Source organism: Bradyrhizobium sp. LB8.2 (genome assembly GCF_040548035.1).
Classification (GTDB): Bacteria; Pseudomonadota; Alphaproteobacteria; order Rhizobiales; family Xanthobacteraceae; genus Bradyrhizobium.
The window spans coordinates 1-22,013 of the sequence record NZ_JBEPQV010000031.1; the positions used below are offsets into that span (position 1 = coordinate 1).

The window sequence follows — 22,013 nt, forward strand, 5'->3', positions numbered from 1 at the left end:
CCCAGCGGTCGGGACGAAAAGCTGGCAGCAATCAAACAAAAAGCTGAACATCCGCCTTGACACACCAAATCCCCATGTGAGCAATCCAGACTGCCACCGCGGACACAGTCTGGATTGCTTCGCTTCGCTCGCAATGACGAGCCGAGAAACTCAAACCTCCTTCAACGCCGCGATCAGCTTGGTCGCGTTCTCTTCCAGCACCTTGACGTCTTCCTTGCGGCTGGCGGGCGGCAGTAGGGCCACTCCGTCGTGGCGCGGCATCACGTGCATGTGGAGATGAAATACCACCTGTCCGCCGGCCGCCTCGTTGAACTGCTGCACGGTGATGCCGTCAGCCCTAAACGCTGTCATCGCAGCGGCTGCGATTTTGTGCGCGCCGCGGGCGACATGGGCGTAGTCATCAGGCTTGATGTCGAGGATGTTGCGGGCAGGGGCTTTTGGAATCACCAGCGTGTGGCCTGGTGCCCGCGGCATGATGTCGAGGAAGGCAAGCACGTGCTCATCCTCGTAGACCTTGTGGCAGGGGAATTCGCCGCGCAGAATTTTTGCAAAGATGTTGTTGGTGTCGTAGGCGGTCATGGCGGCAGCTCCCTGGAATTTCGCGCTACTGTCACCAGCAGCAGTGAACCGTCAAGGCGCCTCGTCGGCGCCTTTGCGGAACGGGCCGAGCTCGGCCAGCTCCCGTCCGGCTTCTGCGACATAGGCGCGCTCGCGCTTGAGGTAATCGTCGATGGCGCGGCGCAAGCCGGGATCGGCGATGAAGTGGGCGGAGTGGGTGGTCCGCGGCAGGTAGCCGCGCGCGATCTTGTGCTCACCCTGCGCGCCGGCCTCGACATTCCCCAGGCCGTGTTTGATGGCGAAGTCGATCGCCTGATAATAGCAGACCTCGAAATGCAGGAAGGGATGATGCTCGACCGCACCCCAGTTGCGGCCGAACAGCGTGTCCGAGCCGATGAAGTTGATCGCGCCAGCGATCCAGCGATCGTTGCGGCGTGCCATGATCAGCAGCACGTCCTGGCTCATGGTCTCGCCGATCAGCGAGAAGAATTCCCGCGTCAGATACGGCCGGCCCCATTTGCGCGAGCCGGTCTCCATGTAGAATTGAAAGAAGGCGTCCCAGGCATCCTCGGTGATGTCTTTGCCCGTGAGCCAGTGGATGGTGACCCCGGCGGCCAGTGCATCGCGCCGCTCGCGCTTGATCGACTTGCGGTGGCGTGAGTTCAGCGTCGCCAGGAAATCGTCGAACGTCGCAAAGCCCGGGTTGTGCCAGTGGAACTGCTGGTCGGTGCGTTGGAGGAAGCCGTGCTTCCCAAGCAGCTTCCATTCCGCTTCGCGCGCGAAGGTAACGTGCACCGAGGAAGCCTTGCTGACGCCGCACAGCGCCACCAGCCCGCTCGCCAGCGCCTCCGTGATGCGCTCGTGGTCAACGCCGTCGCGAACTAGCAGCCGGGGCCCCGTCGCCGGCGTGAAGGGAACCGAAACCTGCAGCTTCGGATAATAGCGACCGCCGGCACGCTCATAGGCATCCGCCCAGCCGCGGTCGAAGACGTATTCGCCTTGCGAATGCGATTTCAGATAGCAGGGCGCTACCCCCGCAACGCGGCCGTCGATCCTGGCCACGAGATGCCGCGGCCCCCAGCCGGTGCGGATTGTTGCCGAACCCGATTTCTCGATCGCGGATAGAAACGCGTGGGAGACGAAGGGGTTATAGGCGGGCCTTGAGAGGCCGTAGGAAACGCCTGGAAGCCCGGATGAGGTTCCCTTGCCATGCCCGTTACAAATCTTGCCGGGATTGGCGCAGGCGTCCCAATCGTCCGGCGATACTTCGCCAATGGAAGGTACTGCTTCGAGGGTGATTTCGGATGGTGCCATCGTGCCCAAGATCGTGCATTGCAGCAGCGACTTCAAGAGTGGGAACATCAAGCCTACGGCACGAAGCCCTCGAAGATCATCTGGTCTGCATATTGCCCGACCCGCGTCCGCTGCTCGGTCGTGCGCACGGTCCAGCCTAGCAGGGCGCAGCCGAGCACATTGCGGGCGATCCAGGGCGCCGGGGCCGGGAGGTGGTCGACCTTGAAGGCGACGAAATGCGGCTGGGTCTGGAAGCCGTGGCGCAGGTACAGCATGCTGTCGCGCTGCTCCTGGTTCAGGTAAGCCCAATATTCGTCCTCATAGCTCCGCTGCGCGACGATGCCGCGCGGGAGGGAGGGCAACAGGTCGCGCAGCGCCAGCACCTGGTCGGGATCGAACGACATACCGACCGCGGGCCCCTGATAGGACGCCAGCACCTCGGCCATCCGCTTCACCAGATTGCGGTCGCCGTCAAAATGGCTTTTGACCTCGATCACCAGCGGCACGCGGCCGGCGACCATGCTGCAGAGGTCGGAGAGCGACATCATCCGCTCGGCCGTGTCCTTGAACGTGACGGCCTTCAGCTCGGCGGCGGTCTTCTCGACCAGCGCGCCGACGGCTTCGGTCAGGCGGCCCAGCTCATGGTCGTGATGCACCATGGCCTCGCCGTCGGACGACAGCTGGATGTCGACTTCGATCGAGAAATTGCCTGCGATCGCAGCCTGAACCGCGCCCGGCATATTCTCGACGATTCCGCGGGAAATGTCGTGCAGGCCGCGATGGGCGACCGGCCGGGCTGTCAGCCAATCGGGAGCGCGCATTCCGCTCAGGCGACCTCGAACACGCCGTCGACCTCAACCGCCGCATCCGCGGGCAGCGAGGTGACGCCGACGGTGGTGCGGGCATGGCGGCCCTTGTCGCCGAAGGCGGCGACCATCAGGTCGGAGGCGCCGTTGAGGACCTTGGGCCCGTCCAGGAAGTCCGGCGCCGAGTTGATGAAGCCGCCGAGGCGCACCACGCGAACGACCTTGTCGAGGTCGCCCAGCGCCGCCTTGACCTGGGCCAGCAGGTTGACGGCGCAGCCGCGGGCGGCAGCCGCGCCGTCTTCGATGGTCACGCCGGCGCCGAGCTTGCCCTTGGCGATCAGCTTGCCGTCGGGGGCGAAGCAGACCTGACCGGAGACGAACAGCAAATTACCGGTACGCACGAACGGCACGTAATTGGCCACGGGGGTGGGGGCCTCGTGCAGCTTGATGCCCTGTTCCGCCAGCTTCTGTTCGACCGTGCCCGCCATGTTCGACCTCGTTGTCCAAAATCCATCCGCCCGGGCGCATCCGTTGCAGGCCGGGCGCGCCCTGTTTCGCCCATCGTGCCGCCACATGCAAGCAAGCCCAAGGGCCTGCAAGCGGCTGCATTTAGTCGAGGCAGGGCAGGTGGTTCAACTGGGGCCGCAACTTTACGTGAAACGGCCTCAGTTGCGACGCAATGGAACGTTCATTAAAATGTCGAATTTGCGCTTTCCCCAAGGGACCAGACATGCTGCACCTTTTCCGGACTTCGCTCGGTGTGACGGCGCTCGCGGCGGCCGCTTTCGGTCCCGGAGGCGTCGCGCAGGCCGCCAACGGTCCATTCCTCTCGCATCAGGCACTCTACGATTTGAGCCTGGTGAAATCGCGCTCCAATTCGGTCAACAGCGCGCGAGGTCGCATCCTCTACAATTTCGCCGGCAGTTCGTGCGAGGGCTACACCTCCGAATTCCGCCAGGTCTCCGAGCTCGACAGCGGCGAGGGCAAGGTCACGCTCAGCGACCTCCGCTCCAATTCCTGGGAGGACGCCGCCGGCAAAAGCTACCGCTTCAAGATCGAGACGCGGATGAACGAGGCGGATGCCGGCCGGGTCGACGGCTCGGCCGAGCGCGACGGCGACCACATCAACGTCAAGCTGAAGCTGCCGGCGCCGAAGAGCTTTACGCTCGACGGCAAGATCGTATTCCCGACCGAACAGATCCAGCGCATCATTGCCGCCGCCAAGGACGGCAAGTCGCTGCTCGAGCTCTCCGTCTATGACGGCTCCGACGATGGCCAGAAGGTCTACAACACGCTGACCGTGATCGGCCAGCCGATCCCGGCCGAGCGCGAGGGCTCGCCCGATCCGTCGACGTCCGACGAGCACATGAAGTCGCTCAAGCGTTGGCCCGTGACCGTCAGCTATTTCGACCGCGAGGCCCAGCAGAAGGAAGGCGAGCAGACGCCGGTCTACGCGATGGCGTTCGAGCTCTACGAGAACGGCGTCTCGCGCCAGCTCGTGCTCGATTACAACGATTTTGTGATTTCGGGCGCGATGGGCAAGTTCGACGCGAAGGACAGCAAGCCCTGCAATTGAGGGTTCTTTCGTCATTGCGAGCGAAGCGAAGCAATCCAGACTCCCTCCGCGGAAAGATTCTGGATTGCTTCGTCGCAAGAGCTCCTCGCAATGACGGGGCTGGCTCTCCGCTCCCTCTCCAGCTACGCTTCCTCCCAACCACAAACATCCGGGAGGCCAACCATGCCCAAGCTCGATCATCTCCGGCCCAGCGGCCTGCATCACAATCCGGCCTATTCGCACGTCGTCACCGCCACGGGGGCGCGGACCATCTACATCTCCGGCCAGGTGTCGGTGGACGAGGAGGGACGGATCGTAGGCGAGGGCGATCTCGCCGCGCAGACCACGCAGGTGATGCAGAATCTCGGCCACGCGCTGAAAGCGGCCGGCGCGAGCTACGCCAACATCGTCAAGATCACGACCTTCGTCGTGAACTACAAGCCGGAGCTGCGCCCGATCATCGGCAAGGCCCGCTCGGCCTTCTTCGAAGGCATGGAGCCGCCGGCCTCTACCCTCGTCGGTGTCTCCGCGCTCGCCGCGCCGGAGTGGATGATCGAGATCGAGGCGATCGCGGTCGCGGATTGAGATCTTTCGGATGGGGCAAAGCGTAATCCGGGCTACGAGTGCGTCGCCTTGGACAGCTCTTGCAGTACAGCCATCGCATCGTCCGCCCTGTCAGCCGGTATGAACAGATGGTCGTGGTGGAAGGCCGAAACGGCGTTCACGCTGATGCCGGCTGCGGCGAGACGCGCCGTGATCGCCGCCAGAAAGCCGACTGCATCGAGTGCGGAGTGAACGGTCAGCGTGATCAGGCGCGAGGCGAACGCGTAGCTTAGGCCTGCCGCTTCGGCCTCTTCGCGAGGGATCACGAGCGTCATTCCTTCCTGCTCGCGGAACGTCAGCAAAGGGCTGAGCATTGCGGGAATCGGCTGGTCTGTCGGGATCGTGCAAAACACGAACGCCTCTGACCGCATTTCCGGCTTCATGTGTCTCAGCAGCGCGTCGAGATCGCGTTCGCCTGTCATCACTCCTGCGCCTTTTCCGGCCCCTCATAGGCGATGCCTCGGATCACCGCGGCGCTGCCGAACTTTTTACGCAAGCTGTCCACCGCGCGCTCGGCGTGGGCGGCGCGGCGGTCGAGCATGTCGGTGTCGTCGGCGACCGAGCCCTCGCGCAGTGCGCTGACGCCGGCGCCCATCAGGCGGAAGGCGGTGCCGTCGATCTCCTTGGCCAGCATCTCGCGGCAGATCGAGAAGATCTTTGCGGCAAGCTGCGTCGGGGCTGCGATCGACTGCGAGCGCGTACGCTGGCGGAAGTCGGCGGTCTTCAATTTCAACGTGACGGTGGAGCCGGCAAGCTCGCTGCTCTTCAGCCGCGACGACGTCTTCTCGCACAGCCGCCACAGGATCCGCTCCAGCGCCGCGAAATCGCGGATGTCGGTCTCGAACGTCGTCTCGCTCGAGATCGTCTTGGCGCCCCGATCAGGCTCGACGCGGCGGTCGTCGATGCCGCGCGCGAGCCGCCACAGCCTGCGGCCCTCGCTCGGAAACTGCCGCATCATCTCGATCTCGTCGGCCTTTTGCAGATCGGCGATGATGCGGAAGCCGCGTTGCACCAGGCGCTCCTGCGTGGCCGGTCCGACGCCGAAGATGAAGCCGACCGGCCTCGAAGCCAGCATCTCGCGGGCTTCCTCCTGGTCGAGCGCGGCAAAGCCGCGCGGCTTGTCGAGGTCGGAGGCGATCTTGGCCAGAAACTTGTTGCAGGAGAGGCCGACCGAGACGCTGATGCCGATGTCGCGCTCGATGTTGCGCGCGAACTGCGCCAGCACCTTCGCCGGGATCATGCCGTGCACCCGCTCGGTGCCGGAGAGATCGAGGAAGGCCTCGTCGATCGAGAGCGGCTCGACCAGCGGCGTCAGCGCCTGCATGGCCTGGCGAACCTCGCGTCCGACCCGGACATATTTGGCCATGTCGGGCCCGATCACCGTCGCGTGCGGGCAGGCTTCCAACGCCTTGTACATCGGCATGGCCGAGCGCACGCCATATGTGCGTGCGATGTAGCAGGCGGCCGACACCACGCCGCGTTTTCCCCCGCCGATGATGACGGGCTTGTCGGCGATCTCAGGATTGTCGCGCTTCTCGACCGTCGCGTAGAAGGCGTCGCAGTCGATATGGGCGATGGTCAGATTTGCGAGCGCGCGGTGGCGGACGAGACGAGGGGAACCGCAGGCGGAACAGCGCCGCACGCCCAGGCTTTGGATGGCCATGTCCAGATCGGCCGAACAATCCCGGCAGAAACAGCGGGGCCCGGCCGCCTCCGGGGCGGTCACGGCACGTCGCGCTCCCAATGGCGGTCGCCGAGCGCGTCGCCCAAGACCTGCCGCGCTGCGGCAACGTTGGTCGGATGCAGCTCCGCAGTGTCCGCAAAGGCCTTCACGGTGGCGTCATCGCGCATCACGAAATCGAGCACGCTGAGGAGGAAATTCGGGTCCGAGGCGGCATTGCGCAACATCTCCGGGCCGACCCCCGTCTCGGCCAGGAACAGGCCCAGCCGCTCAGGCTCGCCGGCGACGAAGGACAGCGCCTGAAGCGCAACGATTTCAGCGACTTCGCGGGGGTTGTGAACAGGCTTTTTCACGTGGCCGGTTTGCCTTTCCGTTAACTTTCAGTGTCTACTTTGGAGTCATCATGCCCGAGTCTCGTGCCCAAGTCTTGCGACCCCGGACAAGCAACTGGAAACCACATCGCAGAAAGTCGGCCCCCGGGTTTAACGAAACTCAAGCGAATCTGAGCCTAGTTTGAATCCAGTTTTCGAAGCGCCGGTGAGCGGCGCCTGAGGCGGCACATGTATCGGTCTGTGGACCAAACAGGAGGGCGGGATGGCTAAGACCGTCCTGATCGTGGAAGACAACGAGCTCAACATGAAGCTCTTCCGCGACCTGTTGGAAGCGCACGGCTACCAGACCTCGGGTACCAGCAACGGCTACGAGGCGCTCGACCTCGTGCGCAAGACGCGGCCCGACCTCGTGCTGATGGATATCCAATTGCCGCAGGTCTCGGGCCTGGAGGTGACGCGCTGGATCAAGGACGATCCGGAGCTGCGCAGCATTCCCGTCGTCGCCGTCACGGCGTTCGCGATGAAGGGCGACGAAGAGCGCATCCGCGAGGGCGGCTGCGAAGCCTATTTGTCCAAGCCGATCTCGGTCGGCAAATTTATCGAGACGGTCCGGCGTTTCATCGGATAGGAAGTGAGTTCACAGTGTCCGCGCGTATCCTCGTCGTCGATGACGTCCCTGCCAACGTCAAGCTACTCGAAGCCCGCCTGTCCGCCGAATATTTCGACGTGATGACCGCCTCGAACGGCACCGAGGCGCTGGAGATCTCGCGCCGGTCCGAATGCGACATCATCCTGCTCGACGTCATGATGCCGGACATGGACGGTTTCGAAGTCTGCCGCCGCCTCAAGACCGATCCGGCCACGCATCACATCCCTGTCGTGATGGTCACCGCGCTCGACAGCCCGTCCGACCGCAACCGCGGGCTGGAGGCCGGCGCCGACGATTTCCTCACCAAACCGGTCTCCGACGTCGTGCTGATCGCGCGCGTGCGCTCGCTGACGCGGCTGAAGATGATGACCGATGAGCTGCGCATGCGCGCCATCACTTCGCTCGAGATCGGCATGCAGGCGCCCGAGCGCACCGCCGTGGCCGACACCGGCAAGGGCGGCCGCATCCTCCTGGTCGACGACCGCCAGTCCTCCTACGAGCGGCTGGCGACGATCCTCGCCGCCGAGCACACTATCGACGTCGAGCCGAACCCGACGGAAGCGCTGTTCCACGCCGCCGAGGGCAATTACGACCTCCTGATCGTCTCGCTCGACCTCAACAATTTCGACGGGCTGCGGCTATGCAGCCAGGCGCGCTCGCTGGAGCGTACGCGCCACGTGCCGATCCTGGCGATCGCAGATCCCGAGAATTCGACGCGGCTGCTCCGCGGCCTCGAGATCGGCGTCAACGACTATCTGCTGCGTCCCATCGACAAGATCGAGCTGCTGGCGCGCGCCCGCACCCAGATCCGCCGCCGCCGCTACACCGATCATCTGCGCGACAACGTGCAGAACTCGATCGAGATGGCGATCACCGACGCGCTCACCGGGCTGCACAATCGCCGCTACATGGAGAGCCATCTCGCGACGCTGGCCGAGCAGGCCGCGACCCGCGGCAAGCCGCTCGCGCTGATGATTTTGGACATCGACTACTTCAAGTCGATCAACGACAATTACGGCCACGACGCCGGCGACGACGTGCTGCGCGAATTCGCCGTGCGGGTGCGCAAGTCGATCCGCGGCATCGATCTCGCCTGCCGCTACGGCGGCGAGGAATTCGTCATCGTGATGCCGGAGACCGATCTCCACGTCGCCGGCATGGTCGCCGAGCGGCTGCGCCGCTCGATCGCGGGCGAGCCGTTCGCGATCCACAAGGGCACCAAGCGCATCGAAGTCACGATCTCGATCGGGCTGACCACGTTGGAGCAGAAGGGCGAGGCGGTTGGCGACGTCCTCAAGCGCGCCGACACCGCGATGTATCGCGCCAAGCACGACGGCCGCAACCGCGTGGTGTCGCAGGCCGCGTGAGGTCGCTCGCACAGGGCCGCGGGAAAAAAACGCGAAAACAACCCCATGCACAGTAGCCGGTGATAGTGAAATCAACGGCTTACGTCGGCCGCAAAACGGCTGATGCAGACAGCAACGCCGTTTGACTCGTCGGGCAAAACAGGGGCATGCTGCTAGCATCCCGAACGTCAACAAACTGCGCCGTCATTCCCCGCGACCCGGCTTCGCCGAGGTTGAGGTCCAGGGGCGCCGAAGCTTTTAGCGTAGGCGGCAGGCGGGGAATCCAGTCCGCCGCAGCGTCTACACATCGTGGTTGGACTCCACAGGTTATTCGACGGGCGGAGTCGCGGGCAGAACCGGAGCTGGGTTGTTTCCTCAGATCAGCAGCATCTTGCCGGTGACGGCATGGACTGGTTCACGCATCTCGCAACGGTGCAGGTAGCGAACGCACTGATGGCCACAGCGGCCTGATCCGCTCCCCGGCACTCCCTCAGGGAAGTGCCAAGCGCTTATGAGCCAGACGCGGAATAATCGAGGGGGGCCGCCGCGCAAGCACAGCCCGCCGGCGTCGCTCCGCTTGTTCGATCTGAAGTCGAAGATTTTCCAGCTCTGAGAGTTGTGAAGAGAGGTCGTTCAACCGTTGGGCCAAAAGGATCGTGCGAAATTCCTGTATTTATCGCCCCAGCACTAAAGCCATTCCAAGACTTCAGAGTATTCATCGGGCGGGCGCAACTTCATTAAAGCATGTGAATCTGGAGCAAGAGGACCCCAGCTTCAGGGCGGTGAAGCTGGGGCTGTCTTGAGGCTGCCCTTTGGGGAAGGCAGTCGCCCCTTGGCAAAGGGCAACGGGAAAACTTTGCCATCGGCAGGTCGTTCCAAAGCCATTCGTCGGCCGCAGAATTCCCGGATTTGTTGAGGCAAGCCGCTCCCTCAGGGGTATCGGCTCGCTCTCTTCAGGGGACCGCTCTTGGACTTTCCGAGAGCGGCTGTTTCGAATGGCTTGTCAGGCTGCATTTTCCTTGAGTTCGAAGTCCATGGTCCAAGTAGAATTTCCCGGCTGCCTTCGGAATATCCATATCGTCACGGTCGAACCGGGTGGGATGACGATGCTGTCCCCTTCGTGCATCGTGAATTGACGGATGTTGCTTTCGGTCGCCCAAATCGAATGGGAATAAACGTCCTTGTCGCTGGTCTTTGTGCACCTCAGAACTCCTCCGTTCAAAACGGCGCGGGTGGCGGTCTGGCTGAGGGACGAGTCCATGTGGATGGTAGTCATCGGCAATCTCCAAGGGCATGAAAAACGCCAGATGCTTCCTTGGGTTGTTGTCGCGTGTCAAGCGTCACCTGAGACCTTCCACTCCTTCAAGCCGCTTGATATGTATCGACAAATCGAAACCGCCGCCGCCCTGGGAGGCGACGGCGGTTCAAGCCAAAGGTCCTGATAAAAGGTGGGGCGGCCACCCAATACTACGCTCCGGTGGCGCATGAGCTTGTTTAATATCGAGGCGGAGCGCAAGCCGTTCCTCTCAGGGACGAAGCCTCAGGCGACGTTCGGCAGGTGGGACGGTTACGAGCGTCAGGACAGATATCGATTTTCGAGATTTCGGAGTTTTTGAGTTCGATCGTAGTGTAGGTGCACCGCAGGCGCGTCGCTCCGCTTCTTTGATCCGAGTTCGAAGTTCTTCCAATTCTGAGAGCTGAGAATTGAGTTCGTTCAACCGTTGGGCAAAAAGGAGACCGGGAGAGTTCTTCATCAATGCCTCCAACACAAAGCCGCTGAAAACTCTTAGCAAAAGAAAGGGCAGGCAGCCGCACTAGGCGGTGAACCGAAGGAAGGTATCGGATTTTAGCCCTGCTTTCTGTGCACTTTTATGAAACTGCTCACATTTTCCGCTGCATTCGAACTTCGGCCCGATTGTAGGGTGCCGGTCCACTCCCTCAGGGATATCGGCTCGCTCTCTTCAGGGGAGCGTCTCTCGGGCATTGGACCGATCTCTTCGTCCCAGCGCTTGGAGAGGTTTAGGGGGAAGCCCACCATCCGTCGGGGAATGGCTCCAGCAAAGTCCAATCGACTTGGTTGTCGTTGTCAGGCGGGCTGATAGCTCCTGCATTCCTGCTTGGTGGCGCGTGGCGACGGAGGCGGACAGACAGGGCGCCCGGTTCACGCCTTCGAAGGCGGCGCGAAGCAGGATGTGTCAAGCGTAATGGAGGCACACCGCGGGCGCTTCGCTCTGCTTCTTCGACTAGACCTCGAAGATATTCCAATTCTGAGAGCTGAGAAGTGAGTTCGCTAAGTTGTTGGGCATAAAGGATTGCGCGAGAGCTTTGCATAAATGTCCTCCCCAGCACAAAAACACTATCGGGAAAAAGTAGAAAACTACCATGGGCGAACATCGGATTTCAATACGTCAGGCTCACTGCCTCAGGGGCGCTGGTTCGGCCAGCGCGGTCCATGACGCGCTCAGGAAGATGTCGGCTGGCCCGGAGGCGATTGAGTGCTCGGGGGCGACTGCAATGGAGGCACAATGCAAGCGCGTCGCTCCGCCTCTTCGACTTTAAGCCGGAGATCTTTCAGATCTGACAGTTGAGAAGAGAGGTCGTTAAACCGTTCAACAAGAAGGGTCGCGTGATCAGCTTGCATCAACGCCTCCTGAGGTCTGCAGACCAAATTGTCCAGACAGCAAAAGGACCCCAGCTTCAGGGCGGTGAAGCTGGGGCTGTTGAGGCTGCCCTGGGGAAGGCAGCCACCCCTTGGCAAAGGGCAACGGGAAAACTTTGCAATCGGCAAGTCGTTCCAAGCCCATTCGTCGGCCCCAGAATTCCCAGATTGTTGACGCAAGCCGCTCGCTCAGGGTTCGGGGGCGTGCTCGCCTATCCGGGCTTCTTGCGGCGAGCGGATCGGGCTCTGATCTTTCAGCTGCTTCAGGGATACCGGGCCGCCCGCTTGCCTGGCTTCACTGCAGCCTTATCCCCCACATCCACCCCCGCATTCCGCAGCAGCACCTTCGCCGCTTCCTTCGCCGCGCGCGCCATTGCGGGGTCGTCACGCACCAGGTCCTGCGCGATCGAGCCGTCGACCAGCAGTACGAGCTGTGTTGCAAGTGCCTCCGCATTCGTAACGCCGAGCTCGTTCAGTCGGTCGCGAAACCAGACGCGGCGGCTTTCCTTGAAGGCGATTGCGATCTTCTTCACGGCGCGGTCCGCCGGGCCAAGCTCGGCGACCGCGTTCACGAACGGGCAGCCGCGAAAATCCTTGGCCGCAAAACGCCGCTCCAGCGAATCGAAGGTGGCGAGGATCTGCTCGGCCGGGGCCTTGTCCGAGGGGCGGGGCTGCACGAAGCGGCGTTCGAGATACGCTGCGATCAGCGCGTCCTTGGAGGGGAAGTGGTTGTAGAGCGTGCGCTTGGAGATGCCGATCTCGGCCGCGATGGTATCGACGCCGATGGCGCGAATGCCTTGCAGATAGAACAGCTTGTCGGCGGTCTCGAGGATCCGCTCTTTCATCGTCTGTGGGGCGGGCGGGGGAGCCATGCGGCGGTGAATGTCCTGTTCGCTTGACAGCGCACGCTATCCATAGCCTAAGTACACAGGTCTGTGTAATCAAAATCAACGAGCGATGCAGACGACGGCGCGCGCGCCGCGCCGATGAGGGAGAAGAAAATGCCCCTGCTGCAGGTCCTGCGTCCGACATTGCCTATCCTGATCGGCGCCTCGATCATGCTGACGCTGAGCATGGGGCTGCGGCAGAGCCTCGGCATCTTCATGCAGCCGCTGACGCACGACATTCATCTGTCGATCTCCGACTTCACGCTGGCGTTGGCCGTGCAGAATCTCGCCTGGGGCTTTCTCCAGCCGCCTATCGGCGCGCTGACCGTGCGCTACGGCTTTCGTCCGATCATGATCGTCGGATCGTTCATGTACATCGCGGGCCTGGTGCTGATGGCGACCGCCAACGGGCTCGTCAGCATCATGATCGGCGCCGGCGTCCTGATCGGGACGTCGCTGGCTTGCACCGCGGCTGCGATCGCGATGTCGGTGGCGGCGCGCGCGGTGCCGGCGACGGTGCGCTCCACCGTGCTCGGCATCGTCTCCGGAGCGGGCTCGCTCGGCGCTCTGCTGTCGGCGCCGATCGGGCAGATGCTCAACGAGGGATTCGGCTGGCGCGCCGGCCTCGCCGGTTTCGTCGTCATGTCGGTGCTGATGATCCCTGCGGCCTGGTATGCCGGGCGTGTCGACGCGATCCCGCTGCCGAAGCCATCCGCCGATGACATCGGCGATGCAACGGCCGCGACCGCGGCGAGGACCGCGTTCGGCAACGCGTCCTTCGTGGTGATGACCTGCGCCTATCTCGTCTGCGGCATGCAGCTCGTGTTCCTCACCACGCATCTGCCGTCTTATCTCGCGATCTGCGGCCTCGATCCGATGCTGAGCGCGCAGACGCTAGGCATGATCGGCGGCTTCAACGTGCTGGGATCGCTGTTCTTCGGCTGGGCCGGCCAGCGCTGGAACAAGCTGGCGCTACTCGGCGGCATCTACATCCTGCGCTCGCTCGCACTCGCCTGGTACTTCATGCTGCCTGCGACGCCGGCCTCGACGCTATTGTTCGGCGCGATCATGGGCTTCCTCTGGATGGGCGTCGGCCCGCTGGTCGCGGGCGCGGTCGCCGAGATGTTCGGCTTGCGCTGGCAGGCGATGATCCAGGGCCTCGCCTTCATGAGCCACCAGATCGGCAGCTTCCTCGGCGCCTATGGAGGAGGGGTGATCTACGACGCGCTCGGCTCCTACACCATGGCCTGGCGCATCGGCGTGGCGCTCGGCCTCGCCGGTGGCATCATCCAGGTCGCGTTCGCGCTGATCCGGCCGTCGCAGCCCCCGGCGCCGGTGTTACGGACGGCGTAGGCGGGGCGTGTGGTCGCTATCGTCAGCTTGCGAGCTTTGAACGGACGCCACGCTGCTTGGTCGTGATGGGCCGCTTGTGACCCAAGCCGGCATGAAGGCCCTGATGAAGGTCCGCATAAAAATCCATTCAATGCCGAAAATGCATAGTCCTAAAAATGGCTATGCGCCAATCTTCGACCGGTGAATATCCCCTCAACCCGGCCGCTGCAAAGACTGCTCGCCGGCCGAACACCAAGTCGAAGTGACGTGCTTACGGCCGATTGATTTAGGTCCGTGCGCGACGCGAACGACAGACGAAGACCACAGACGAAGACCAGGGAGACGACTCATGAAGCTGGCTCGACAAATCTGGATCTGTATTCTTGCGCTTGGCGCTGCGATTGCGGTCGCGGGTGCACCGGCGTCCGCTCAGCAGCCACTCGACGGTCGGGTTCTCTTGGCAGGAGAGCCGATTGGCGGGGCGACAGTCACTCTTTGGGGGGCGGGTCCAGACGCGCCCGCCCAGCTCGCGCAGGCGCAAACCGGCGCAGATGGCCGTTTTGCGCTTAGCGCTCCACCTGCGGTCGGAAATAACGCGACGGTTTATCTGGTCGCCAAAGGCGGCACGCCCAGAGCAGTCACGAGCCAAGGCGCCACCAATGCCATCGCACTGATGGTATTGCTCGGGAATCCCGCACCCAGAACCGTCACCGTCAACGAGCTTACCACTGTGGCCTCGGCGTTCGTTGCCGCGCAATTCATCAAGGGAGAAGCGATCTCGGGTAATCCGCTCGGACTGCGGATTGCTGCCGGGAATGTCTCGAATTTGGTTGATCCCGCGACCGGTGGGTGGGGCAAAGTGCTTTTGGACCCGCTCAATAGCACCCAGACGACGACGCTCGCGAACTTGGACACCCTCGGATCGCTCGTCACGGCGTTCGCCACGGTAGCCAACGACGATTGGCGAGCCCGCTTTCTTAAGGCTGCAACCCTCCCCGACGGAACGACGCCCAAGAACACCATTGATGCAATGGCTAGTATCGCCCGCCAGCCATGGGCTCAGCCTAAGGAAATCTTTGCGTTGTTCGACGAGGCGTATCCGCAACCCAAGGATGGGTCTCGACGAAAGGCTCCATTCGTGCCGTATCTGGCCTACGTTCCGGATGATTTCGTCCTGTCGCTTTGCTTCGCTGGAGGCGGCGTTTATTCGGCCGGCCGGCTGATGTTTGACGCCGAGGGCAATCTCTGGAGCGGACAAAACTGGATGGCCGGGTCGCAGTCGGGCGTCAACCAGAGTATCGGCGGCGGTGTGGTCAAACTTTCTCCCAACGGAACCGCTCTTTCGCCCCCGATCACCGGCTTCACCGGGATGGGGATTGACGGAGTCGGCTGGGGCACCGCCGTGACGAAAGACAAGGTGTGGGCCACAAGCTTCGACGGGAAGATCCTCGTACTGGATTTCGACGGTCGTCCCATCGGTACAGAGAACGACTTCCCGTTCAAAGAAAAATTTCTCGGCCTGATGGGCATCGGGGTCGCCGCGAATGGAGACGTCTGGATAGCCGACGGGTCGGACAATCAGTTGCTGTACTTTCCTGGCGGACGAGTGAAGGACGGCCGGATCGTAAAAGTCGCCGGACTGAAGTCTCCCTTCGACATCGTTATCGATGCCCAAAATCGCGTTTGGGTCAGCAACTCCCAGTCGGACAAGGTCGTGCGGTTCCCCGCGGACGATCCCTCCAAAGCGGAGTCATTCCGCGCCGGGATCGGTGTTCGCGCGCTCGCGCTCGACTCGAAGGGCAACGTGTGGGTCGCGAGTAATATGTCGCTCGACTTTCCGCCGCCCGTCATTCCGGATGGCGCGTCGATCATGGAGCAGTTCAAGATTGCCGCCGGACATATGCTCAAGGTCCTCGAAAGCAATCCCACTATGGTCACCGGCGTAGTCAATATGATCCGCCCCGATGGCTCTCAGCCTGCTTCGACCGGTTTCACCGGTGACAAGGCAGTCAGCGTGCCCTGGGGCTTGAATATCGACGGCAATGACGACGTATGGATCGGCAACTTCTGGGGCCGTGGGTTGGTGCTGATGGCTGGAGACAACACGAAGGGCCATCCGGCAGGCACAAAGACGGGTGATGTCATCCACGTTTTCAAAGGCGGCAGCATCCAGATGCTGACCGACGCGTCGATCGACGCGGCCGGCAATGTTTGGGCGGCAAACAACTGGAACGACCTCAACGGCGCTGCCTCACCCAATCCCGTTCGCTCGACTTCGACGTGGGGTGGAGGTTTGGGCATCACCGTCATTTACGGAGTGGCAGCTCCCGTGCAACCGCCACGCATGGGAATGATGCGTAAGCCATAACTGTCGTGATTGCTTGCCGCGCAAGAGTCAGGTCGCGGAGGTTGCCCTATCGTCAAGGAGTGTGAAGGTGAGTAGAAAACTTTGGCTTGGACTGCTGGCATCAGTTGCCGGAGTTACGATTGCCGCCGCGCCGGCGTTTGCACAGAAGAAGCCCAATATCGTTGTGCTGATGACCGACGACACCGGTTGGAACGATTTCGGCGCCTACACTGGCGGCGGGGCGGCTCTTGGTCACCCGACGCCGAATATAGACCGTGTCGCAAAGGAGGGCGCTCTGTTTACGTGCTGGTACGGCCAAGCCAGTTGCACAGCCGGCCGCTCTTCGTTCATGACAGGGCGCATTCCGATTCGCTCGGCATTGTCGGTGGTCGTTGTTCCCAGCGACCGCAATGGCCTGAAGAAAGAGACACCGACGATCGGCGAGTTTTACCAGAAGAACGGTTACTCGACCTTCTACTCGGGCAAATGGCATCTTGGTGACGCGCCCGAGTTCTATCCGACCGAGCACGGCTTCGACGAGATGCAACACTTTGCTGCCTATTATCCGGGTGTTTACGCCTACAGCGACACGTCACCTGACGCGCACCCGTGGTTTCCGAAATACAACCCACAATATTGGGCGATGTATCGGAAAGCCGTGAATCTTTACGAGTGGTCCGGCACAGCTGGCAAGCCCGCGGTGAAGGGCGACGAGATCACGCTGAGCAACCTTTCCGAATTTGATGTTCGCCAGACCGAGACGGCGATCGACTATATCAAGCAGCACGCCAAGGACAGCAAGCCGTTCTTCATGGACATCAACTTCATGAAAATGCATCAGCCCAACAGGCCGAGCAAGGCATTCGTCGGCAAGTCTCACCTCGGCAACTATTCGGACGCGATGATGGAGCTCGACTCAGATGTCGGCCGGATTATGGACACGATCCGGGCCGAGGCGCCGGATACGATCGTCATCATCACAGCCGACAACGGCGCCTGGCAGGACGCCTGGCCCGACGCCGGGACCCATCCGTTCCGCGGCGAAAAAGGATCACCATTCGAGGCCGGGTGGCGCGTTCCCGGTATCATGTGGTCGCCGGGCAAGATTCCGGCAGGGATCGTTTTGACTGAAATGATGTCGCATATGGACGTGTGGCCCACAACCGCGGCGATGGTCGGGCTAAAGTCTCCGACAAAGGGCGAGACGACAGATAACAACGGAAAGCCGATCTATTTCGACGGTATTGACAACAGCGCCTATGTGACGGGCAAAGCGGAACATTCGGCGCGCGATTCTTGGATCTATATCGACGGCGAGAACTTCAACGGCGTTCGCGCGGACATCGGCGGCGACCCGGATGCTACTTGGCTGAGGATCGCGTGGAAGATGGTCTATACCTCCAAGGATACTTGGATGGGCCCGGAATTGAACATGGGCGCGGTTCCTTCGATCTACAATTTGACCATGGACCCGTTCGAGAAATACGACATGACCTTCAATGGCGCGACGCCAACGCGCAACCCGACGTCCTCTCCGGGTCGTTACGCAGGCATGGATAATGGTTGGGCCGCATCGCTGTTGGACTTGCCGCTCCAGGAATTCAACAGGTCCATCGTAAAATATCCGAACATCAAGCGCTTCCCGGGAGGAGCCTCGACTGATCTCCTGCCGAACTTGCAAAATCCGGAAAATCCTGTGCCAGCGCTTGATGGGAACAACCCGACAAGACAGCTCAAGATGCAAGGGGATTAGAAGCCGTGGTTCGGACCAGGCGGTTGCTTCCATCTGGTCCTTCCATTGGTGACGCAATCAGAATCGGCGTGCGTCAGGATCATCTGATCCCGGCAAGGATAGCGTGGTTCGGCTTCCGAAGGCGGAGAGCTATTCGGGCGGAGCACAACCGGCAGGTATTCCCATGAAGGGTTTGGATATCTTCATCATCAACACGATCAAACCATTTCTCATCGTGTTCGGCATTGCTACCGGCCTGTCATTGCCGTTCGCCATCGACATCCACCTTCTGACGCCGATGTTTGGCGGCCTCGTCGACTATACGCCTTCCAGCGTGCCAGCCCTGCGGCACTGGGGCATCATGGTCTTCGGGATCGGAGTGCTGATGGTGGTCGCTGCCTTTCGCCCATGGCTGCGCTTCGAGACCATGGTATTCAGCGCCATCGAGAAAGCTTTCATGGTCTTCTTGTGCATCAGCAATTTTGGGCAGCAGCCATGGGCCAAGGGCTACCTGCTTCCCTTTCTGCTCGACTCGACCATCGTCGCGTACAGCATATTGTTTTTCATCAGCAGCCAAGGGCGTCCGGAGTCGTGGTCGAGAAGCAAGATGATTGATCGATAGTCATGGCTGAGATCAACATGACCGAATCGATCATCTTGTCCTGATCACCTCGACTGGACCTTGGCGCGACGACGGGCGATCAGGAAAATCTTCGTAGTCAACTGGCGGACTTCTCAAGGTCTCCGAAGGCATTTCACCAAACAACGTTCGATAGGCGACCGAGAAGCGACCCAGCTCCCAAAAGCCGTGATCGGTGGCAATTCGGGTTACCGTTGTCGTCGAAGGAATCCCTTGCACCAGCGCGCGACGGGCAAGGTGCATTCTCCGCAAATTGAGGTAGCGGACAGGGCCCATTCCGACGTGCTCTTCACAGGCGAATCGCAGAGTTCTTTCTGCTACGCCGACGGCCGCGCATACGTCGGTCAGATACAGGGGCTTGTTTGGGTTCGCTTCCAGGAACTCTTCGAAGCGCGCGACGACGGTTTCATAGCGAAGATTGCGGCTGTTGGGCGTTGATATAATGCTGTCGGTCAAACATCTGATCAACACGTGAACAGATTGCTGTTCAAATGCCCGAACAAGTTCCGGAAGTTCGAAAAAGTTTGGCGTGGTCTTGGCAATGTGTTCTGCCGTCTCATGGAGCGCCAGCAATCGCCTCACGAGGTCTGGCCTTGGCCGAATGACGTGTTTGGTGCGCTCAATATCAAATTCGCGACCTGCTATCGCCTTGCTCGCCCTTACTAGTTCTTCCGGCGCAAGAGAAATACATCCGAGGTGGAAATCTCCCGTGGTCCTCATGTGCTGTACTTCGTAGTCTTCCGAGATCAATTCACCTTGCGACAACAATCGGCCGCAGTGATACACCTCTGGCTGAGCTTCCGAGAGAAAGGTGAATACCTTGCGGCCGGGCCGCACCGTCCCTTTGTGGACACGTGGCAATTGTTCATGAAATCGCTGCATCCACAATTCGTTCATCACGATTTGCGTCACCTGGCCTCGAAATTCTCCCTTGGCGGTGGGAAATATTCGCATGTCGGAGGCACGAACGTTCGTCTGATACGGGAACGGATCGGTAAAGCTGAGAACTTTGCTCCAAGCCATTTTCCAATCTCCACTCAGCAATTACTAGGTGCGACGGTCGGATCGAGCGCCTGTCCCAGGAAACAAAAATCGACGAGAACTATGCAACGGTAGCAAAATAGAAGTTAGAAGAATCTGCCGCATTTGCATAGCTCCCGGTTGCGTCAGTGTGACAAGCTAATCCCGCGGGACACAAACAATGATCCGGGAACGCCTCGGGCCGGCATCGGTTGGGAACGACCAACTCGAATGCTTTGAGGGCCGCTATGCAAGAGGAACACCTGACCATCGACCAGTGCGACGAACTCGCGAAAGCCCTGCGTGAAGATGCCGCTCGCTTACCGCATGGACCGGAAAGGGAAAACCTTTTGCAATTGGCGAAGGGTTACCACGCCCTTGCAAACATGAAAAAAATGGTTCTTGCTGCGATGAATTGACTGTGTCCAATGGCCGATGATGTCGGTTACGGCGCGTTGTCGACATCGAGCGACTCGGCTTCAGCGTCGTCTTCTGCGCGCATAGCGGGCGCGACATTTCCAGAAGCACGCGTCCTCGCGCTTTCGCGCCCCGGACGCAGCGCAGCGTTTCTTCAGCGGTGCGCTGCAGAGCCGGGGCCCACGTCTCCTGCATCGTGTTGTGTTGCTTTCTGGATCCCGGCTCGGCGCAGCAGCGTTTCACGCTGCAGCGCGTCCGGGACACGGGAGAGAACGTGCGGGGCGCAGTCGCAGCCCTCGCGCCAACGCCGGGCGTCTGGTTGCCGGCCGCCTTTCCGGAAGCTTTCCGAAATGTGAAAGCGCTTGCATCAGCGCAGACACGGAGAGAGGCACAAATAAAAACGGGGCCCGAAAGGGCCCCGCAAAACTCAGCAGCGTTTAGCCGATCTTACTTGATCTTGGCTTCGCGGAATTCGACGTGCTTGCGCGCGACGGGATCGTACTTCTTCTTGACGATCTTGTCGGTCATGGTGCGCGAATTCTTCTTGGCGACGTAGTAGAAGCCGGTGTCGGCCGAGGACACGAGCTTGACCTTGATGGTGACCGCTTTGGCCATGTTCTGAACCTCAACAATAAGGGAATCTGGAGCCGGCCAAACGGCCCGCGTTGGGCGGCAACCTAGCCAGAAACCGCCTGATGTCAAGATTTTACGGGTCGAAAAGCACTCAAATCGGCCCGATCACCCCTCGAAGAAGCGGTTTTTCGGCCGCGGCAGGCCCAGATTCTCCCTCAAGGTGGGCCCTTCATACTCTTTGCGGAAAATCCCGCGCCGCTGCAGCTCCGGCACGACCTTGTCGACGAAGTCGTCGAGGCCGGCGGGCAGGAACGGGAACATGATGTTGAAGCCGTCCGAGCCGCGCCCGACCAGCCATTCCTCCATCTGGTCGGCGATGGTTTTTGCGGTGCCGACGAAGGACAGCCCGCCATAGCCGCCGACGCGCTGGGCGAGCTGGCGCACCGTGAGCTTGTCGCGCGCGGCGAGGTCGACCATGCGCTGCCGGCCGCTCTTGCTGGCATTGGTCTCGGGGATTTCGGGCAGCGGTCCATCGGGATCGAAGCCGGAGGCATCGGTGCCGAGGATGACGGACAGCGAGGCGATGGCGCTGTCGTAGTGCACGCGGCTGTCTAGCAACGCACGCTTCTCCTTGGCCTCGTCGACGCTGTCGCCAACCACCACGAAGGCGCCTGGCAGGATTTTCAGATGCTCGGGGTCGCGGCCGATCTTCTCCATGCGGCCCTTGATGTCGGCATAGAGCTTTTGGCTGTCGGCGAGGCTGCCGCCGCCGGTGAACACGGCCTCCGCTGTCTCGGCCGCAAGCTGCCTGCCGTCTTCCGATGCGCCGGCCTGCACGATCAGCGGCCAGCCCTGCACGGGGCGGGCGATGTTGAGCGGCCCGCGCACCTTCAGATATTTGCCGTTGTGATCGAGCACATGCATCTTCGCGGGATCGACGAACACGCCGCTTTCGACGTCGCGCACGAAGGCGTCGTCGGCGAAGGAATCCCAGAGGCCGGTGACGACGTCGTAGAACTCGCGGGCGCGCTTGTAGCGCTCGGCGTGCTCCATGTGGTCGTCGAGGCCGAAATTCAGCGCGGCATCCGGATTCGAGGTGGTGACGATATTCCAGCCCGCACGTCCGCCGCTGAGATGGTCGAGCGAGGCGAAACGCCGTGCCACGTGATAGGGCTCGTCAAAGGTGGTCGAGCCGGTCGCGATCAGGCCGATGCGCTCGGTGACGGCGGAGAGCGCCGACAGCAGCGTGAACGGCTCGAACGAGGTCACGGTGTGGCTGCGCTTGAGCGCGTTGACCGGCATGTTCAGCACGGCGAGGTGATCGGCCATGAAGAAGGCGTCGAACTTGCCGGCCTCGAGCTTCCTGATCAGCGTCTTGATGTGGCCGAAATTGAAATTGGCGTCCGGCCAGGCCCCGGGATAGCGCCAGGCGCCAGTGTGGATGCTGATCGGGCGCATGAACGCGCCAAGCTTGAGTTGCCGTTGTGCCATCGCCCCGTATCCGTTCGTTGTGTGGTTGGAGAAGACATAGGCACGCCGGGGAACTCCGCCATTGGTAAGAGCGGGAAGATTTTTTTGTTTTT

General features: G+C 61.5%; 21 protein-coding genes. 9 read left to right on the forward strand and 12 right to left on the reverse strand.

The genetic code is table 11. The features are described 5' to 3' along the window. Window positions 1–150 precede the first annotated feature (150 nt). Genes ABIB06_RS29780 through ABIB06_RS29795 form a run of 4 tightly spaced genes read right to left on the reverse strand, consistent with a single transcriptional unit; the run spans window position 151 to window position 3,145 of the window. A complete protein-coding gene (locus ABIB06_RS29780) occupies window positions 151–579 on the reverse strand; it encodes an HIT family protein (RefSeq protein WP_247340675.1) in 429 nt (142 codons plus the stop codon). A 51-nt stretch (window positions 580–630) separates the two neighbouring features. Next, complete coding sequence (locus ABIB06_RS29785; RefSeq protein ID WP_354051581.1) at window positions 631–1,872, reverse strand: GNAT family N-acetyltransferase; 1,242 nt, start codon at window positions 1,870–1,872, stop codon at window positions 631–633. Window positions 1,873–1,925: 53 nt separating this feature from the next. Next, on the reverse strand, window positions 1,926–2,672 hold the full coding sequence (locus ABIB06_RS29790) for a glycerophosphodiester phosphodiesterase (protein ID WP_247444328.1): 747 nt from the start codon (window positions 2,670–2,672) through the stop codon (window positions 1,926–1,928). Window positions 2,673–2,677: 5 nt separating this feature from the next. Next, entirely contained in the window at window positions 2,678–3,145 is a 468-nt protein-coding gene (locus ABIB06_RS29795) for a RidA family protein (RefSeq protein ID WP_247444327.1), read from the reverse strand. 242 nt (window positions 3,146–3,387) lie between these two features. Here ABIB06_RS29795 and ABIB06_RS29800 point away from each other — a divergent pair, with 242 nt between their 5' ends. Both ABIB06_RS29800 and ABIB06_RS29805 read left to right on the forward strand, forming a co-directional pair. Next, window positions 3,388–4,233, forward strand: coding sequence for a cell envelope integrity EipB family protein (locus ABIB06_RS29800; protein ID WP_354051584.1), 846 nt, complete (start codon window positions 3,388–3,390; stop codon window positions 4,231–4,233). 162 nt (window positions 4,234–4,395) lie between these two features. Continuing rightward, window positions 4,396–4,797: a RidA family protein gene (locus ABIB06_RS29805; RefSeq protein ID WP_354051585.1), complete on the forward strand. Its 402-nt coding sequence runs from the start codon at window positions 4,396–4,398 to the stop codon at window positions 4,795–4,797. 32 nt (window positions 4,798–4,829) lie between these two features. On the opposite strand, the gene ABIB06_RS29810 is transcribed toward ABIB06_RS29805, so the two are convergent. From ABIB06_RS29810 to ABIB06_RS29820, 3 genes are read right to left on the reverse strand one after another with little or no spacing between them, the layout of a single operon-like run. Continuing rightward, window positions 4,830–5,237, reverse strand: coding sequence for an ACT domain-containing protein (locus ABIB06_RS29810; protein ID WP_354051586.1), 408 nt, complete (start codon window positions 5,235–5,237; stop codon window positions 4,830–4,832). Beyond that, complete coding sequence (locus ABIB06_RS29815) at window positions 5,237–6,541, reverse strand: DNA polymerase IV (RefSeq protein ID WP_354051588.1); 1,305 nt, start codon at window positions 6,539–6,541, stop codon at window positions 5,237–5,239. The genes ABIB06_RS29810 and ABIB06_RS29815 overlap by 1 nt, the downstream gene beginning before the upstream one ends. Then, a complete protein-coding gene (locus tag ABIB06_RS29820) occupies window positions 6,538–6,849 on the reverse strand; it encodes a DUF3572 domain-containing protein (protein ID WP_354051590.1) in 312 nt (103 codons plus the stop codon). Before ABIB06_RS29820 ends, ABIB06_RS29815 begins: the two co-directional genes overlap by 4 nt. A 241-nt stretch (window positions 6,850–7,090) precedes the next feature. Here ABIB06_RS29820 and ABIB06_RS29825 point away from each other — a divergent pair, with 241 nt between their 5' ends. Together ABIB06_RS29825 and ABIB06_RS29830 are read left to right on the forward strand one after the other, a co-directional pair. Next, window positions 7,091–7,456, forward strand: a complete 366-nt coding sequence (locus tag ABIB06_RS29825) for a response regulator (protein WP_247340659.1) — start codon at window positions 7,091–7,093, stop codon at window positions 7,454–7,456. A 14-nt stretch (window positions 7,457–7,470) separates the two neighbouring features. Beyond that, entirely contained in the window at window positions 7,471–8,844 is a 1,374-nt protein-coding gene (locus ABIB06_RS29830) for a PleD family two-component system response regulator (protein ID WP_247444324.1), read from the forward strand. Between the two features lie 982 nt (window positions 8,845–9,826). Here ABIB06_RS29830 and ABIB06_RS29835 read toward each other — a convergent pair. Both ABIB06_RS29835 and ABIB06_RS29840 read right to left on the reverse strand, forming a co-directional pair. Beyond that, complete coding sequence (locus ABIB06_RS29835) at window positions 9,827–10,099, reverse strand: hypothetical protein (RefSeq protein ID WP_354051591.1); 273 nt, start codon at window positions 10,097–10,099, stop codon at window positions 9,827–9,829. 1,646 nt (window positions 10,100–11,745) lie between these two features. Next, on the reverse strand, window positions 11,746–12,354 hold the full coding sequence (locus ABIB06_RS29840) for a TetR/AcrR family transcriptional regulator (protein WP_354051592.1): 609 nt from the start codon (window positions 12,352–12,354) through the stop codon (window positions 11,746–11,748). 129 nt (window positions 12,355–12,483) lie between these two features. On the opposite strand from ABIB06_RS29840, the gene ABIB06_RS29845 reads away from it, so the two are divergent. The 4 genes from ABIB06_RS29845 to ABIB06_RS29860 all read left to right on the forward strand — a co-directional run bounded on the left by ABIB06_RS29845 (window position 12,484) and on the right by ABIB06_RS29860 (window position 18,402). Then, window positions 12,484–13,722 carry an MFS transporter gene (locus tag ABIB06_RS29845; RefSeq protein ID WP_354051593.1) on the forward strand — a complete coding sequence of 413 codons (1,239 nt, stop codon included), beginning with the start codon at window positions 12,484–12,486 and terminating at the stop codon, window positions 13,720–13,722. A 328-nt stretch (window positions 13,723–14,050) separates the two neighbouring features. Next, the gene (locus tag ABIB06_RS29850; protein ID WP_354051595.1) at window positions 14,051–16,069 is read left to right on the forward strand and encodes an NHL repeat-containing protein; all 2,019 of its coding nucleotides are present in this window, start codon (window positions 14,051–14,053) and stop codon (window positions 16,067–16,069) included. A 67-nt stretch (window positions 16,070–16,136) separates the two neighbouring features. Then, entirely contained in the window at window positions 16,137–17,801 is a 1,665-nt protein-coding gene (locus ABIB06_RS29855) for an arylsulfatase (protein ID WP_354051597.1), read from the forward strand. Window positions 17,802–17,964: 163 nt separating this feature from the next. After that, the gene (locus tag ABIB06_RS29860; protein ID WP_247340650.1) at window positions 17,965–18,402 is read left to right on the forward strand and encodes a hypothetical protein; all 438 of its coding nucleotides are present in this window, start codon (window positions 17,965–17,967) and stop codon (window positions 18,400–18,402) included. A 30-nt stretch (window positions 18,403–18,432) separates the two neighbouring features. Here the strand turns inward: ABIB06_RS29860 and ABIB06_RS29865 are convergent, their stop codons facing one another. Then, window positions 18,433–19,443: an AraC family transcriptional regulator gene (locus tag ABIB06_RS29865; protein WP_354051599.1), complete on the reverse strand. Its 1,011-nt coding sequence runs from the start codon at window positions 19,441–19,443 to the stop codon at window positions 18,433–18,435. 245 nt (window positions 19,444–19,688) lie between these two features. Between ABIB06_RS29865 and ABIB06_RS29870 the strand changes: the two genes are divergently transcribed. After that, window positions 19,689–19,859 carry a hypothetical protein gene (locus ABIB06_RS29870; RefSeq protein ID WP_247340648.1) on the forward strand — a complete coding sequence of 57 codons (171 nt, stop codon included), beginning with the start codon at window positions 19,689–19,691 and terminating at the stop codon, window positions 19,857–19,859. 445 nt (window positions 19,860–20,304) lie between these two features. On the opposite strand, the gene rpmG is transcribed toward ABIB06_RS29870, so the two are convergent. Both rpmG and ABIB06_RS29880 read right to left on the reverse strand, forming a co-directional pair. Beyond that, window positions 20,305–20,472 (reverse strand): 50S ribosomal protein L33, encoded by a 168-nt coding sequence (gene rpmG, locus ABIB06_RS29875; protein WP_247321864.1) that lies wholly within the window; start codon window positions 20,470–20,472, stop codon window positions 20,305–20,307. A gap of 123 nt (window positions 20,473–20,595) precedes the next feature. Then, on the reverse strand, window positions 20,596–21,921 hold the full coding sequence (locus ABIB06_RS29880) for an LLM class flavin-dependent oxidoreductase (RefSeq protein ID WP_247340647.1): 1,326 nt from the start codon (window positions 21,919–21,921) through the stop codon (window positions 20,596–20,598). Window positions 21,922–22,013 lie beyond the last annotated feature (92 nt).

Bases quoted from the DNA above. Each gene is read 5' to 3' on its own strand.
- ABIB06_RS29780 (WP_247340675.1), bottom strand. From the start codon at position 579: ATGACCGCCTACGACACCAACAACATCTTTGCAAAAATTCTGCGCGGC.
- ABIB06_RS29785 (WP_354051581.1), bottom strand. From the start codon at position 1,872: ATGGCACCATCCGAAATCACCCTCGAAGCAGTACCTTCCATTGGCGAA.
- ABIB06_RS29790 (WP_247444328.1), bottom strand. From the start codon at position 2,672: ATGCGCGCTCCCGATTGGCTGACAGCCCGGCCGGTCGCCCATCGCGGC.
- ABIB06_RS29795 (WP_247444327.1), bottom strand. From the start codon at position 3,145: ATGGCGGGCACGGTCGAACAGAAGCTGGCGGAACAGGGCATCAAGCTG.
- ABIB06_RS29800 (WP_354051584.1), top strand. From the start codon at position 3,388: ATGCTGCACCTTTTCCGGACTTCGCTCGGTGTGACGGCGCTCGCGGCG.
- ABIB06_RS29805 (WP_354051585.1), top strand. From the start codon at position 4,396: ATGCCCAAGCTCGATCATCTCCGGCCCAGCGGCCTGCATCACAATCCG.
- ABIB06_RS29810 (WP_354051586.1), bottom strand. From the start codon at position 5,237: ATGACAGGCGAACGCGATCTCGACGCGCTGCTGAGACACATGAAGCCG.
- ABIB06_RS29825 (WP_247340659.1), top strand. From the start codon at position 7,091: ATGGCTAAGACCGTCCTGATCGTGGAAGACAACGAGCTCAACATGAAG.
- ABIB06_RS29835 (WP_354051591.1), bottom strand. From the start codon at position 10,099: ATGACTACCATCCACATGGACTCGTCCCTCAGCCAGACCGCCACCCGC.
- ABIB06_RS29840 (WP_354051592.1), bottom strand. From the start codon at position 12,354: ATGGCTCCCCCGCCCGCCCCACAGACGATGAAAGAGCGGATCCTCGAG.
- ABIB06_RS29845 (WP_354051593.1), top strand. From the start codon at position 12,484: ATGCCCCTGCTGCAGGTCCTGCGTCCGACATTGCCTATCCTGATCGGC.
- ABIB06_RS29850 (WP_354051595.1), top strand. From the start codon at position 14,051: ATGAAGCTGGCTCGACAAATCTGGATCTGTATTCTTGCGCTTGGCGCT.
- ABIB06_RS29860 (WP_247340650.1), top strand. From the start codon at position 17,965: ATGAAGGGTTTGGATATCTTCATCATCAACACGATCAAACCATTTCTC.
- ABIB06_RS29865 (WP_354051599.1), bottom strand. From the start codon at position 19,443: ATGGCTTGGAGCAAAGTTCTCAGCTTTACCGATCCGTTCCCGTATCAG.
- ABIB06_RS29870 (WP_247340648.1), top strand. From the start codon at position 19,689: ATGCAAGAGGAACACCTGACCATCGACCAGTGCGACGAACTCGCGAAA.
- rpmG (WP_247321864.1), bottom strand. From the start codon at position 20,472: ATGGCCAAAGCGGTCACCATCAAGGTCAAGCTCGTGTCCTCGGCCGAC.
- ABIB06_RS29880 (WP_247340647.1), bottom strand. From the start codon at position 21,921: ATGGCACAACGGCAACTCAAGCTTGGCGCGTTCATGCGCCCGATCAGC.